This is a genomic window from Actibacterium sp. 188UL27-1 (assembly GCF_016901225.1).
Lineage (GTDB): Bacteria > Pseudomonadota > Alphaproteobacteria > Rhodobacterales > Rhodobacteraceae > 188UL27-1.
The window spans coordinates 154,224-167,666 of record NZ_JAFEUL010000005.1; the positions used below are offsets into that span (position 1 = coordinate 154,224).

Below are 13,443 nucleotides of genomic sequence, written 5' to 3' on the forward strand. Positions count from 1 at the left end.
TGCATGCGGCGCGTATGAAGCGGCGCATCCTAAGACTGGACCATGGCACCATGACGTACCACCCGAAATCAGACTTCCTGTCGGTGATCATCGAACGCGGCTTTCTGGCCGACTGCACCGACCTGCAGGACCTGGACACCGCGTTGATCAATCGCGTGGTGCCCGCCTATATCGGATATGATGCGACGGCGGCGTCTTTGCATGTGGGGCATCTGCTGAACATCATGCTGCTGCGGTGGCTGCAGAAGACGGGGCACAAACCAATCACCCTGATGGGGGGCGGCACGACCAAGGTAGGCGATCCGTCGTTCCGGTCGGATGAGCGGCCTTTGCTGGGCCCCGAACAGATCGATGCCAATATCGCGGGCATGCAACGGGTGTTTGACCGTTACCTGCGCTATGGTGATGCGCCCGGCGATGCGATCATGCTGAACAATGCCGAATGGCTGGACGGGCTGAACTACCTGGAGTTCCTGCGCGATATCGGGCGGCATTTTTCGGTCAACCGGATGCTGAGCTTTGAATCGGTGAAGTCGCGGCTGGACCGGGAACAATCGCTCAGCTTTCTGGAATTCAACTACATGATCCTGCAGGCCTATGACTTTCTGGAGTTGAACCGCCGCCATGGCTGCCTGCTCCAGATGGGCGGCAGTGATCAATGGGGCAATATCGTCAACGGTATCGACCTGACCCGCAGGGTGGCCGAGACCGAGATCTTTGGCCTGACCACGCCCCTGCTGACCACCAGCGATGGGCGCAAGATGGGCAAAAGCCAGGGCGGAGCCGTCTGGCTGAACGGCGATATGCTGAGCGCTTATGAATTTTGGCAGTTCTGGCGCAATACAACCGATGCCGATGTCGGTCGGTTCCTGAAGCTCTATACCGACCTGCCGGTCGAGGAATGCGACCGCCTGGGCGCGCTGGAAGGGTCTGAGGTCAACAGCGCCAAGATCATCCTCGCCAATGAGGTGACCGGCCTTTTGCATGGAACCGACGCGGCTGCCGCTGCCGAGGCGACGGCCCGCGAGGTGTTTGAAAAAGGCGGCACCGGAGACGACCTGCCGACGCTTGCCCTGACCGCTGCCGATATCGGCGACGGGATCTCGGTCGTGCAGATGTTCGTGCGCGCAGGCCTTGCAGGATCCGGCAAGGAGGCCAAACGCCTGATCGCGGAGAATGGCGCCAAGCTGGACGATGCGCCCGTAACCGATGCCGGACTGATGCTGGATGCGACCGCCTTCTCTTCACCGGTGAAACTGAGTGCGGGCAAGAAGCGCCACGCCCTGGTCACCCTTAGCGACTGATCCCGACCCGGGGCGCTCCCGCCCCTTTTGACCGCATCACAGATGCGTCAAAAAGCGTTGGGCCCGGCGCCGCGCCCGTGACGGGACGCAGCGGACCCAGCCAGCATAACAGTCACGCGAGAGTTCCCCATTATGTGTTCGAAAACATCCCCGCCGGAGGCACAGAATCTCAAGTCATGCCCATTGGATTTTGTGCCTCCGGCGGGAATATTTTTAACAATAAGAAAGGGGACGTTTGGCGCCGAGCCTGTCGTCTTGGGAAAAACCGCATGTCGGAAATGGTCAAGCGCACCCGAACAGGGCCAGTAGGCTGGGAAGATCAGAAGGGAGCCTCGCCATGCCCAAGGGCCTGACCGATCTATCCCGTGTGAGCCGCCCGTTGGAGCATGCCAATGGATTGCCCAACGCGCATTATACCGACGCATCGGTCTATGCCGAGGAATGTGCTGCGTTGATGTTCAGCACCTGGGCTGGGTTGGATGTGGCAGCCGATGTGCCGGAGCCCGGAGACGCCAAGCCGATTGATTTTCTGGGCCAGCCGCTTTTACTGGTCCGTGACCGTGCGAGGCAGGTGCGGGTCTTTCAGAATATCTGCCGCCACCGGGGGATGGTCCTGGTTTCGGAGCCGCGCCGGATCGAAGGCGCCCTGCGCTGCCCCTACCATTCCTGGTGTTACAAATTGTCGGGCGAATTGGTCTCCACCCCCCATGTGGGTGGGCCGGGCCATAATACCCATGCCGCAATGGATCGCGACACGCTGGGCCTGATCGAGGTGCGCAGCCATATCTGGCGGGATGTCGTCTGGATCAATCTGTCCGGTGACGCTCCGCCATTCGAAGAGGTCCACGGTGATCTGATGGCGCGTTGGGCCGAAATGGAACACCCTCTGTTTCACGGTGGCAGCGACAGTCGGTTCACCCTGGCGGTCCGCGGAAACTGGAAACTCGCCGTCGAAAACTACTGCGAAAGCTACCATCTGCCGTGGATCCATCCCGGCCTGAACAGTTATTCCCGGCTGCAGGATCACTACCATATCGAGGCACCCGGCGCGTATTCGGGCCAAGGCACGCTGCTTTACCGCCAACTGACCGGGGCGGATGGCCAGCCCTTCCCCGATTTTGCCGACCTGTCCGACAGATGGGATACCGGGGGCGAATACATTGCCGTTTATCCTAACGTTTTGCTCGCCGCCCACCGCGACCACGCCTATGCGATGATCCTGCTCCCACGGGGGCCCGACCGGACGCTGGAACACACGCACCTTTACTATGCGCAGCCCGACACTGATGCCGAGTTGCGCGAGCGCAACCGCACCTTGTGGCAGGGGGTGCTGGAGGAAGACATCTTTGTCATCGAAGGGATGCAAAGGGGGCGCCACGCGACCGGGTTTGATGGCGGGCGGTTCAGCCCGGCCATGGATGGACCCACCCATTGCTTCCATGACTGGGTCGCAAAACGCCTATCGGCGTATCGCGATCAGGCCCAATAAGTGCCAGGCCTTGGCACATGGCAGGCATCCGGGACATTGCCCCGGATGCCCCGTGCACACGATCACGACCCGGTATAAAAGAACTCTTCGCGGGTGATCTTTCCATCGCTCACATGGTAGACGGCGATCTCTTCCATATTGCTGCGCTCACCCGTCTGCTTGTTTGTGGCATCCAGGCGAAAGATCAGGCCGAACCGATCATCGCCATGCATAAACGGCCCCTCAACAGCGCCGCCATGGACCTCGAAATTCGCGTCCCACCAGGCATGCTTGCCCCGGATGCCTTCCAGCCCCTTTGTCTCTGCACCGTCTGATCCGGGCATGGCCATCGCCTCGACCGAGACGGCATCGGGGTGGTAGAGCGTGTTCAGGGCCTCAGCCTCGGTCTGGGTGCGGCAGTGATTGGCCAAGGCGTCAGCCACCTCTTTCACGGATTGCGACATCATTTCCTCCAGTAAATGTTCCGCTAATGTTCTCACCATTGCGCCTTGTTAACCTAAAGTCAATTGGCAGAATAGGGACATCCGAGGCCGGCATGTCGAGCTATCGGCAAAGATAGGCGCACCCGCATAGGGGCGGGCCGCTCACTCCAAATCTGCCGCTGCATCCGCGATCTGGCGCAACTGGTCGATATTGCCAGCCTTTACCCCCGCACCGCGAAACCCACGGTCGGCAGATGTGGCGATGATCACCACCTCCTGCGCCTGATCCAGATAGAGGAATTGGCTATAGATCCCGTGGGCATAAACCTCACCGGGGCGCGCATCATGGGGCGTCCACCACTGGTAGCCATAGCCCTGCTCCCCCTCCCGGGTCTTGGCTGAGGCCGTCATGCTTTCCGCAAGCCAGCGTTCCGAGACGATGCGATGCCCGTTCCACTGCCCGCCCTCCAGTACCATCTGCCCGAACCGGGCATAGTCCCGGATGCGCAGGTTGAGCCCGCCCAGCACAAACGCGACGCCGTCCCCATCGGTCAGGTAAATCGGATCGGCCTCCAGGCCCAAAGGTTTGATCACCCGCTCCGTCATCAAATCCGGGATGGACCGACCCGTCGCCCCGCGGATCACCATGCCCAGTACATGGGTGTCGATGGAAACGTATTGCCAATCTGTGCCGGGCACCGCGAAGCTTTCGGTCAGGCCGGCGGCAAAGTCATCCATCGACGCACCAAGGGCCAGCACCCGGCCCATGCGGTTGATATCGGAATAGAAATCCAGGTAATCCTCGTCAAAGACCACCCCGCTCGACATTTGCAGGACATTGCGAATAGAGACGGCATCATAGGCGCCACCCGCCAGCGACGGGGCATATTGCGTGACTGGCGCATCCAGATCCGTGATCGTGCCATCATCGACCAACGTTCCCATCAGGACCGACAAAAAGCTTTTCGCGACGGACCAGGAAATGCGGCGATCATCGGCCTTTGTGCCCTGGTAATGTTCCTCAAAAACCAGCTTACCTTGGTGCAAAACCACCAATCCGGTGACATTGCGCGCCTCTATCCAGGTCGTGGCACCGTCCGGCAGCACCAGTTGCACCCCCTGCGGCAATTCGGAAACAGCGCCATCCCCGCGTGGTAAGACGGTATGCAGAAACAGTTGATCCATGGAACTGAAATTGCTGACGATCTTATCTTCGGCAAAAAGGCTGTTGACCGCCAAAAGGCGCCCGATCTCTTCCCATTTCCAAATTCCGATGATTGCCGCCAGACCGGCAATTGCACCGACGCCCCGCAAAACCCATTTCAAGACTGACATTATCCACCCCTCCCATCCGTAAAAACAGGCTAGGACCAGCGGCGCGCAGGCACCACACTTCCCCAACGTCAGGCCCTGACTGGAACTGCTCAACCCCTTGTTGGCAAGGTAAAAAAGTCAATTGATTTAAATCCTGATCCGGACATCTTGCTGAAAAGTCTCTGCCATATTTCTGGGCTCGGTCGCGAGTGACATTGCACGATCACCTGGGGATTATTCCATATGAAAACGCATTTGGGCCTGCTGGCGGCTGGGGTTATTGTTCTGTGCGGCTGCGCCCAAAAGCCCGAGGCGATTGCCCCTGCCTATGTCTCCCCCACGACTTACCAGTCCTTTGGGTGTTCCGCCTTGCGGGCTGAGGCCGTGCGGGTCGACAACGCCCTGGCCCGGGCCTCGGCGCAGCAGAACAAGGCGCGCCAGAACGATACGGTGGGCGTCATCCTTTTGGGTCTGCCCACGGCGTCGCTCTCTGGCAGCAATGTCGCCGACCAGGTTGCCAGCCTGAAAGGGCAAAAGCAGACGATCCGGCAGACCCAGATCCGCAAGCGCTGTATCCGGGGCTGACCCCGCTGGTGCAGCGCGAAGTCGGGGTGTCAAACCTTAACCCCGGCTGAACCCCCAGCGCGCCGCGTATGTACGGCATATGTATGAAATGTGCATGGGATCTGCATGGATTGTGCAGGCTGGTTTCGGGGGCTATATCGCCCCCATGCTGGACACCCCCACAAACCGCCCCGACCTGCCGCCCGAGATCGCCCGACGCCGGACCTTTGCCATCATCTCTCACCCGGATGCCGGCAAAACGACGCTGACGGAAAAGTTCCTGCTCTATGGCGGCGCCATTCAGATGGCCGGTCAGGTCCGTGCAAAGGGGGAGGCACGGCGGACACGATCCGATTTCATGCAGATGGAAAAGGATCGCGGGATCTCTGTCTCCGCGTCGGCAATGTCGTTTGACTACAATGACTTCCGGTTCAACCTTGTGGACACGCCGGGCCACTCGGACTTTTCCGAAGACACCTATCGCACGCTGACCGCCGTCGATGCCGCGGTGATGGTGATCGATGGGGCCAAAGGAGTGGAAAGCCAGACCCAGAAGCTGTTCGAGGTCTGCCGCCTGCGCGATCTGCCCATTCTGACCTTCTGTAACAAGATGGACAGGGAAAGCCGCGATACATTTGAAATCATTGATGAAATCCAAGAAAACCTGGCGATTGACGTAACCCCCGCCTCTTGGCCCATCGGGGTCGGTCGGGATTTCGTGGGCTGTTACGACCTGCTTAGGGATCGGTTGGAACTTATGGACCGCGCGGACAGGAACAAGGTCGCGGAATCCGTCAAGATCAACGGGCTCGACGACCCTGCCCTGGCGGAACATGTGCCCGCCGAGCTTTTGGAAAAGCTGCTGGAAGAGGTTGAGATGGCACGCGAATTGCTGCCGCCCCTGGATCCGCAGGCCATGCTTGACGGGACGCTGACCCCCATCTGGTTCGGCTCCGCCATCAACTCGTTCGGGGTCAAGGAATTGATGGATGGCATCGCCGATTACGGGCCGGAGCCGCAACCTCAAATGGCGGAGCCGCGGCAGATTTCTCCAGATGAATCAAAGGTTTCCGGATTTGTCTTTAAAGTGCAGGCCAACATGGATCCCAAGCATCGGGACCGTGTCGCATTTGTCCGCCTCGCCTCCGGGCACTTCAAGCGGGGCATGAGACTGACCCATGTGCGCGACAAGAAACCGATGGCGATCAGCAGCCCTGTCCTGTTCCTGGCCTCCGACCGCGAACTGGCAGAGGAGGCGTGGGCCGGTGACATCATGGGTATCCCCAACCACGGTCAATTGAGGATCGGGGATACCCTCACCGAGGGGGAGATGCTGCGTGTCAAAGGCATTCCCAGTTTTGCGCCCGAGCTTTTGCAATCCTGCCGTGCCGGAGATCCGTTGAAAGCCAAGCACCTAGACAAGGCGTTGATGCAGTTTGCCGAAGAAGGGGCCGCCAAGATTTTCAAGCCGATCATCGGATCGGGCTTCATCGTCGGTGTCGTCGGCGCGCTGCAATTTGAAGTTCTGGCCAGCCGGATCGAACTGGAATACGGCCTGCCCGTCCGGTTCGAGCCGTCGCAGTTTACCTCTGCCCGCTGGGTCCACGGCCCAAAGGAGGCGGTCGAGAAATTCGCCAATGTCAACAAAGGCCACATGGCCGAAGACAATGACGGCGACGCAGTTTATTTGACGCGATTACAATGGGATATCGACCGGATCGAGCGGGACTATCCAGACGTAACCCTAAGCGCCACAAAAGAGATGATGACTTAGCGGCAGCTGCCCCTGTGGCGATTTCGCAACACATTCGCCCCTCATCAAGATACCCCACGCGGAATCGGGGGGCCTGGTGTTAGTCCAACTGAACTGAAATTCGGCAAAAAGACAGGAGGATGCACATTGAATATCAACCATGCCCAACGCACCTCCATGACGCACGGATAACTCCGTTCCGCTCTGCCACGGCACGTCTTCAAATTTCACAAAGAGTAGGTTTGCGCCAAAAGGCGGCGGCCTGAATCGGTTATGTTCAACGATATTCAAAATTTCGCCCAAACGGCGATGCGAAGCGATGTTTTTGCGGCAGGGCTGGCCCTTGGCCTCATCGGCTTTGCATTGGGTTTTTTGCGTTTTGGTTATGGAACCGTCGCGGAGCTGATACGTCGGCGTTTTGCCGTGACCTTGACCCTCGATAACCGTGCAATGGCCTATCGCGACGTCCTGGCTTGGCTCAACAGTACCAATGCCTTGTCCCACACACGCAGGATGCGGGTGACCGGCGCCGAAGATGCCGGAACAGAAATGCTGGGCCCTGCTGACGGCGGACATTGGTTCAGGATCGGCCGCTACCTGTGCCATCTGGACCGCGAGATGGATGCCAAGGCCCGTGTTTCATCCCATACGGGCACGATGCCGCTGGAACGCATTGTTCTAACTGTATTTTTTGGATCAAGAGCGCTTTTGGAAGATTGGTTGGCCCAAGGCCGCGCCATTGTCTCCAAACGTGATCGGATTGGCCCGGGATTGTACATCCACCGGACGGATTGGTGGGACCATGTGGGCGATGTGCCCGCCCGCGCGCTCAGTTCGGTGCTGTGCGACGACAACCGGATCGAACAACTGGCGCGGGATGTCTCGCGGTTCTATGCGGGGCAAGCATGGTATGCTGAACGTGGTGTGCCCTGGCGCCGGGGATATCTGCTTTACGGTCCACCGGGGACGGGGAAATCGAGCGTCATTCGCGCATTGGCCAGCCATCTTGATCGGGATATCGCGACCATTGATCTGGGTCGGACAAACCTCTCGGATGACGAATTGCGAGAGGCCATGTTCTCAGCACCAAAGGGCGCGTTATTGGCCATGGAAGATGTCGATGCCGTCTTTCGCGAGCGATCAGCAGACCAAGCCCGCGGCATTAGCTTTTCGGGATTGCTGAACGCCATTGACGGTGTCGGCGCGCAGGAGGGGCATGCCCTGTTCCTGACAACAAACCACCGCGACCGTCTGGATCCAGCATTGGTCCGGGGCGGTCGGGCGGATGTCCATATGGAGCTTGGTCATGTCTCCGCGGCAACGGCCAGGGCGTTGTTCCTGCGGTTCTTCCCCGACAGCAGGTCGGAGGCCGACATGTTCGAGCACGCCTTGGGCGACCGCAGATTTGCCCCGGCAACGCTGCAGGCCTGGCTCCTGGAAACAGCTGACGATCCAATCCGCGCCGCAAAGGCCGGGCCCTTGACGGAAAGAACCACCTTGGCTGCCGAGTGATCGGTGGCCAAGGTGAACCGGGCAACCCACGCGATCGGAATCTTGCCAAAGCGGGGTTTTGATCTGACCCTGTTGCCTTGGCGCAGGCCTTATGTTTGTTATACTATAACAGACTTCAGGAGCTATACATGCGCTACACCTTTGCATTCATCCTGCTCACGACCCCCGTTTTTGCCGAAGATAGCGACCACCTTGTCAAGATCGACGGGGTTGAGATCCTGCATGCCTGGGCGCAAGCCAGCGATGGCCCCAAGGCGCGGGTCTTTGTCGAGATTGAAAATGACAGCGATACACCGATCATCCTTCGCGGCGGGGATGCGCCTGATGTCGCGGCCAGTATCGCCCTTATGGGCGCATCGATCAAAGCGGGCGGCGATCCTCAACCCATCGACGAGATGCCGATTGCCCCCGGCAGCCACATTGATCTGGTACCCGATGGCCTGTATCTTGCGCTGGACGGTCTCAAGGCCCCGCTGACGAAAGGCGAGGAATTCGAGATGCACTTGATCCTAGAACCCCACGGCGAGGTTGAGATCCATGTTGAGATTGAAGCGGCTGACGCAACTGCTCATTCTCACGCTGGTCACAGCCACTAGCGCCGCCGCGCTGGAAGACCCGGATGCCTGGTCGCTGCTGCGGCTGGCTGAAATCCGGGAAGAAGGGCTGGATGAAGACTGGCGCGCGATCAAGCACTTCCCGGACGAATTGCGCGCCGCCGCCGATGCTTTCGAGGTGGACGGGTTCGTGGTGCCAATCCTGCCCGAGCCTTATTTGAAACAGTTCCTCCTTGTGGAACAGCCGGACAATTGCCCCTTCTGCGGCAATAGCGGCTATGGCCCGGTGATCGAAGTGGAAATGAAACGCCCCCTGCCCGATTTGCCCGAATTTACGCGCGTTATCATCAGTGGCAGACTTGAGTTGAACGAAGACCCCGAAACGTTTCAGATGTTCCGCTTGGTGGATGCCGTCCTGATTGATCAGCCCTGATCCCACGCCCACCCAGACAATGCACCCGCCAAAGTTGACCAAAGCCGGTCCATGAGCTAAACGGCCTGCACGGTGTCGTGATACGCACGACCCGAATACGCAGGGGCGTGTTGACCTACGTCCCATTCTTGGCGGGAAGACCCGCAAGTATTGGACGAATATGACAAAGTTTTCTGACCTAGAGTTGGACCCAAAGGTCCTGAAAGCCGTTGATGAGGCGGGCTATACGCAACCGACCCCCATTCAGGAAGGTGCGATCCCTCCTGCGCTGAAGGGGCAGGATGTGCTTGGCATCGCGCAAACCGGCACTGGCAAGACGGCCAGCTTCACACTGCCGATGATCACATTGCTGGCCAAGGGGCGCGCCCGGGCCCGGATGCCGCGGTCCCTGGTTCTGGCGCCGACGCGCGAATTGGCCGCCCAGGTGGCCGAAAACTTTGACACCTACGCCAAACATACCAAGCTGACCAAGGCGCTGCTGATCGGCGGCGTGTCCTTTGGCGAACAAGACAAGCTGATCGACCGCGGCGTCGACGTGCTGATCGCCACGCCCGGCCGCTTGCTGGACCATTTCGAACGCGGCAAGCTGCTGCTGACCGGTGTGCAGATCATGGTCGTGGACGAAGCTGACCGGATGCTGGATATGGGTTTCATCCCGGATATCGAACGGATTTTCCAGCTGACGCCGTTCACCCGCCAAACGCTGTTTTTCAGCGCCACCATGGCGTCAGAGATCGAGCGGATCACCAACACCTTCCTCAGCAGCCCCGCCAAGATCGAGGTGGCCCGCGCCGCAACCACAAGTGAAACGATTGAACAGGCCTTGGTTCAGTTCAAACCCAAGCGCAAGGATCGCACCGCGACCGAAAAACGCGCCATCTTGCGGGCCCTGATCGAGCAAGAGGGCGAGGCCTGTACAAACGCCATCATCTTTTGCAATCGCAAGGTCGATGTGGATGTCGTGGCCAAATCCATGAAAAAACACGGCCTCGATGCCGAACCGATCCATGGCGATCTGGATCAAAGCCACCGGACCCGGACCCTGGACGGATTTCGCGGCGGGACAATCCGGTTTCTGGTCGCCTCAGACGTTGCGGCGCGGGGTCTGGACATCCCGAATGTCAGTCATGTCTTTAACTTCGACGTACCCAGCCATTCAGAGGATTATGTGCATCGCATCGGCCGTACGGGTCGCGCCGGTCGGTCAGGCAAGGCTTTCATGATCGCGGCTCCGGCGGATGACAAGAACCTGTCCGCCATTGAAAATCTGGTGAAACAAGAGATCCCGCGGATCGAAAACCCCGTCAAGCCAAGCGCGAAAGAGGATGATACGGGTGAAGCCCGCACCCGTCGCAGTCGCGAGAAACCGGAAAGCAAGCCGGTGAAATCCGACACGGCTGAGGCGGAGACCCCCAAAGCGCGGTCGAATTCAGGGCGTCGGGGCCGTGGCGGCTCTGGTCGTGATGACGCCCGGGTGGTGGGGTTCCACGATCACGTCCCCGATTTCATCACACGGTCCTTTATCCGCAAGGCCAGCTGAACGGCCATCGTTACGGTATGGGGGCCGCACCCCCTCCCCCATCCTGGCCCTGCAAATATCGCTACCCTGGTTGAAAATCCCGTTTTCGACAAAGGCCGCAGGGATCAGGCCAATCGGCTGACCACTACCGTCACCTCGGGCTTTTTGCCTATTTCCGACATGCAGGTCTGGCGGACAATCCGGCGAATGCTGTCATCCAGCGCCTTGTCATCGGTCAGGATCTTGTCAGCGGCGCGGCCCAGCATCTGATCGACTTCGGCCTCGATGATCTCGACCAAAGCCGTGTTTGACAAGCCGGTCTCGGGCAGGCCCATGACCTCCGCCCAGGGCTCGCCCAAGGGTTCATCATCCTCATCTATGATCAGCGTCACCATGATATGGCCGTTCAGGGCCAGGCGGATCCGGTCGCGGACAACGCCGTCCAACGCGCCGATCTTGACGGCACCGTCCAGATAGGTCCGGCTGGATTCGATGTATTCCACCACATCCGGCGTCTTGCCAGTCAGATCCAACATGGTGCCATTGGTCGCTATTTCAGTTGCGATGCCCTTATCGGCGGCCAGCTTCGCGTGGCGGCGCAACATGCGGTGCTCCCCGTGCATGGGCACCAGCATCTCCGGTTTGACCAGATCATGGAGCGCCTCCAGATCGGGCCCGTTCGCATGGCCCGACACATGGTAAATGCCAGCACTGTCATCGACGACATCGACGCCCATTTCCGAGAATGAATTCACGATCTGCAAGACGCCACGTTCATTACCGGGGATCGTTTTGGAGGAAAAGAGGAACAGATCGCCCTCCTTCATCTCCAACCCCAGATATTTGCCCCGCGCAAGCTGCGCCGTTGCGGCCCGCCGTTCTCCCTGGCTTCCGGTCGAAAGGAGCATCAGGTTTTCGCGCGGGATTTGCTGCGCCTCTTCGGGGCTGACGGTGGAGGGAAAGTCGGTCAATACTCCGGTTTCCTGTGCCACGGTGATCATGCGTTTCATGGCCCGCCCCAGCAAGCAGACCGAACGCCCCGCAGCCGTCGCCGCATCTGCCAAGGTCTTCACGCGCGCCACATTGCTGGCGAATGTGGTGGCCACGACCATGCCTTTGGCCTTGCGCACCAAATCCTGGATAGCGGGCCCCACAACCTCCTCTGACCGGCCGGGATGCCCGACCATTACGTTGGTGCTGTCGCAAACCAGCGTCTTGACGCCCTGCCCCACGACCTCGCGCCACAGATCGGCATCAAAAGGTTCCCCCACCACGGGGCTGCCATCCAGCTTGAAATCGCCTGTATGGATGATCCGGCCCGCAGGCGTGTCAATCACGATGGCAGAGCTTTCGGGGATAGAATGGGACACCGGCAGGAAGGACACCTTGAATGGCCCAAGCTGGCTCATATCAGGCCAAGGTCCGACAACCTGCACCGCGCCCATGTCACCGCCATGTTCATCAAGTTTACGCGCGGCAAGGGCACCGGTAAATTTACGCGCGTAAACTGGCGCTCCCAAACGCTCCCAGAAATGGCCAAGGGCACCGATATGGTCCTCATGCCCGTGGGTGATGATGATGGCTTCCAACTGGTCCACCCGTTCAAGCAGCCAACTGAGATCGGGAAAGATCAGATCCACACCCGGTGTGGTATCCATGTTCGGGAAGGTTACGCCCAGATCGACCAGGATCAGCCGCTCCGCCCCTTCCGGCCCATAGCCATAGACGTAAGCATTCATGCCCACTTCGCCCGCCCCACCAAGGGGCAGGTAAATCAATCGGTTATCGGCCATTCATGTCCCGTTTTCTTTATTATGTTTGTGGATGACGGTCAGCCCATGCATCGTCAGATCATCTTCGATCCGGTCAAATAGCACATCCCCAGAGGAGAACAACGGGGCAAGTCCGCCCGTCCCGATGATCGTCATCGGGCGGTCCCGCTCCGCCTTGATGCGGTCACAAATACCGCGCACCAGACCGACATAGCCCCAAAACACGCCTGACTGCATGCAAGCCACGGTGTTGGTGCCAATGACGGCTTGCGGTTTGGTCACATCGACATGGGGCAAGGCGGCAGCCGCCTGGTGCAAGGCTTCAAGGCTGAGGTTCACGCCGGGTGCGATCACCCCGCCGATATAGGCCCCATCGGCTGAAACGACATCAAATGTGGTGGCCGTGCCGAAATCCACGACGATCAGGTCGCCGCCATGGCGATCAAAGGCGCCTGCCGTGTTCACCAACCGGTCCGGCCCCACTTGCGTGCCCGCATCCACGCGGGGCGGTTGTGGCAACAGGCAGTCCGGTTTGCCCACCACCCAAGGCCGGCAGTTGAAATACCGGTCCGTAAAGACCCGTAAGTTGAACACGACGCGCGGTACGGTGGACGAGACGATGACCTCATCAATCACGACATCCAGCTTGTGATGGTCGCGCAAGGTAGAGAACCAGACATAATACTGGTCCGCCGTTCGCTGATGTTCGGTCGAGGTCCGGAAGGTCGCCAGAAACTGCGTGCCATCCCAGATCGAAAACACGGTATTGGTGTTCCCGCAATCGATACACAGCAACATGGGCGTACC

The 13,443-nt window shown here is 59.5% G+C and carries 12 protein-coding genes; 8 read left to right on the forward strand and 4 right to left on the reverse strand.

The genetic code is table 11. The annotated features are described in order from the left end of the window. The first annotated feature begins 50 nt into the window (after nt 1–50). Both tyrS and IU397_RS09040 read left to right on the forward strand, forming a co-directional pair. Nucleotides 51–1,304 carry a tyrosine--tRNA ligase gene (gene tyrS / locus IU397_RS09035; protein WP_204412536.1) on the forward strand — a complete coding sequence of 418 codons (1,254 nt, stop codon included), beginning with the start codon at nt 51–53 and terminating at the stop codon, nt 1,302–1,304. A gap of 337 nt (nt 1,305–1,641) precedes the next feature. After that, the gene (locus IU397_RS09040; RefSeq protein WP_204412545.1) at nt 1,642–2,793 is read left to right on the forward strand and encodes an aromatic ring-hydroxylating dioxygenase subunit alpha; all 1,152 of its coding nucleotides are present in this window, start codon (nt 1,642–1,644) and stop codon (nt 2,791–2,793) included. 62 nt (nt 2,794–2,855) lie between these two features. Here IU397_RS09040 and IU397_RS09045 read toward each other — a convergent pair whose 3' ends face one another. Both IU397_RS09045 and IU397_RS09050 read right to left on the reverse strand, forming a co-directional pair. Then, the gene (locus IU397_RS09045) at nt 2,856–3,236 is read right to left on the reverse strand and encodes a nuclear transport factor 2 family protein (protein WP_204412547.1); all 381 of its coding nucleotides are present in this window, start codon (nt 3,234–3,236) and stop codon (nt 2,856–2,858) included. Nucleotides 3,237–3,377: 141 nt separating this feature from the next. Continuing rightward, complete coding sequence (locus IU397_RS09050) at nt 3,378–4,550, reverse strand: serine hydrolase (protein ID WP_204412549.1); 1,173 nt, start codon at nt 4,548–4,550, stop codon at nt 3,378–3,380. Between the two features lie 222 nt (nt 4,551–4,772). Between IU397_RS09050 and IU397_RS09055 the strand changes: the two genes are divergently transcribed. The 6 genes from IU397_RS09055 (at nt 4,773) to IU397_RS09080 (ending at nt 10,885) form a co-directional block, all read left to right on the forward strand. Continuing rightward, nucleotides 4,773–5,114: a hypothetical protein gene (locus IU397_RS09055; RefSeq protein WP_204412550.1), complete on the forward strand. Its 342-nt coding sequence runs from the start codon at nt 4,773–4,775 to the stop codon at nt 5,112–5,114. A 145-nt stretch (nt 5,115–5,259) separates the two neighbouring features. After that, nucleotides 5,260–6,867: a peptide chain release factor 3 gene (locus tag IU397_RS09060; RefSeq protein WP_204412784.1), complete on the forward strand. Its 1,608-nt coding sequence runs from the start codon at nt 5,260–5,262 to the stop codon at nt 6,865–6,867. A gap of 252 nt (nt 6,868–7,119) precedes the next feature. Beyond that, nucleotides 7,120–8,358 carry an AAA family ATPase gene (locus tag IU397_RS09065; RefSeq protein WP_204412559.1) on the forward strand — a complete coding sequence of 413 codons (1,239 nt, stop codon included), beginning with the start codon at nt 7,120–7,122 and terminating at the stop codon, nt 8,356–8,358. Nucleotides 8,359–8,486: 128 nt separating this feature from the next. Beyond that, entirely contained in the window at nt 8,487–8,954 is a 468-nt protein-coding gene (locus IU397_RS09070; RefSeq protein ID WP_204412566.1) for a copper chaperone PCu(A)C, read from the forward strand. Next, nucleotides 8,896–9,345, forward strand: a complete 450-nt coding sequence (locus IU397_RS09075) for a hypothetical protein (protein WP_204412568.1) — start codon at nt 8,896–8,898, stop codon at nt 9,343–9,345. The genes IU397_RS09070 and IU397_RS09075 overlap by 59 nt, the downstream gene beginning before the upstream one ends. 160 nt (nt 9,346–9,505) lie before the next feature. Continuing rightward, the gene (locus IU397_RS09080; RefSeq protein ID WP_204412570.1) at nt 9,506–10,885 is read left to right on the forward strand and encodes a DEAD/DEAH box helicase; all 1,380 of its coding nucleotides are present in this window, start codon (nt 9,506–9,508) and stop codon (nt 10,883–10,885) included. A gap of 104 nt (nt 10,886–10,989) precedes the next feature. Here the strand turns inward: IU397_RS09080 and IU397_RS09085 are convergent, their stop codons facing one another. Together IU397_RS09085 and IU397_RS09090 are read right to left on the reverse strand one after the other, a co-directional pair. Further along, nucleotides 10,990–12,657, reverse strand: a complete 1,668-nt coding sequence (locus IU397_RS09085) for a ribonuclease J (RefSeq protein WP_204412572.1) — start codon at nt 12,655–12,657, stop codon at nt 10,990–10,992. Then, the gene (locus IU397_RS09090) at nt 12,658–13,434 is read right to left on the reverse strand and encodes a type III pantothenate kinase (protein WP_204412573.1); all 777 of its coding nucleotides are present in this window, start codon (nt 13,432–13,434) and stop codon (nt 12,658–12,660) included. Between the last annotated feature and the right edge of the window lie 9 nt (nt 13,435–13,443).

Excerpts from the sequence above, each read along its gene's own strand:
- tyrS (WP_204412536.1), top strand. The coding sequence starts at position 51 with ATGACGTACCACCCGAAATCAGACTTCCTGTCGGTGATCATCGAACGC.
- IU397_RS09040 (WP_204412545.1), top strand. The coding sequence starts at position 1,642 with ATGCCCAAGGGCCTGACCGATCTATCCCGTGTGAGCCGCCCGTTGGAG.
- IU397_RS09045 (WP_204412547.1), bottom strand. The coding sequence starts at position 3,236 with ATGTCGCAATCCGTGAAAGAGGTGGCTGACGCCTTGGCCAATCACTGC.
- IU397_RS09050 (WP_204412549.1), bottom strand. The coding sequence starts at position 4,550 with ATGTCAGTCTTGAAATGGGTTTTGCGGGGCGTCGGTGCAATTGCCGGT.
- IU397_RS09055 (WP_204412550.1), top strand. The coding sequence starts at position 4,773 with ATGAAAACGCATTTGGGCCTGCTGGCGGCTGGGGTTATTGTTCTGTGC.
- IU397_RS09060 (WP_204412784.1), top strand. The coding sequence starts at position 5,260 with ATGCTGGACACCCCCACAAACCGCCCCGACCTGCCGCCCGAGATCGCC.
- IU397_RS09065 (WP_204412559.1), top strand. The coding sequence starts at position 7,120 with ATGTTCAACGATATTCAAAATTTCGCCCAAACGGCGATGCGAAGCGAT.
- IU397_RS09070 (WP_204412566.1), top strand. The coding sequence starts at position 8,487 with ATGCGCTACACCTTTGCATTCATCCTGCTCACGACCCCCGTTTTTGCC.
- IU397_RS09075 (WP_204412568.1), top strand. The coding sequence starts at position 8,896 with ATGTTGAGATTGAAGCGGCTGACGCAACTGCTCATTCTCACGCTGGTC.
- IU397_RS09080 (WP_204412570.1), top strand. The coding sequence starts at position 9,506 with ATGACAAAGTTTTCTGACCTAGAGTTGGACCCAAAGGTCCTGAAAGCC.
- IU397_RS09085 (WP_204412572.1), bottom strand. The coding sequence starts at position 12,657 with ATGGCCGATAACCGATTGATTTACCTGCCCCTTGGTGGGGCGGGCGAA.
- IU397_RS09090 (WP_204412573.1), bottom strand. The coding sequence starts at position 13,434 with ATGTTGCTGTGTATCGATTGCGGGAACACCAATACCGTGTTTTCGATC.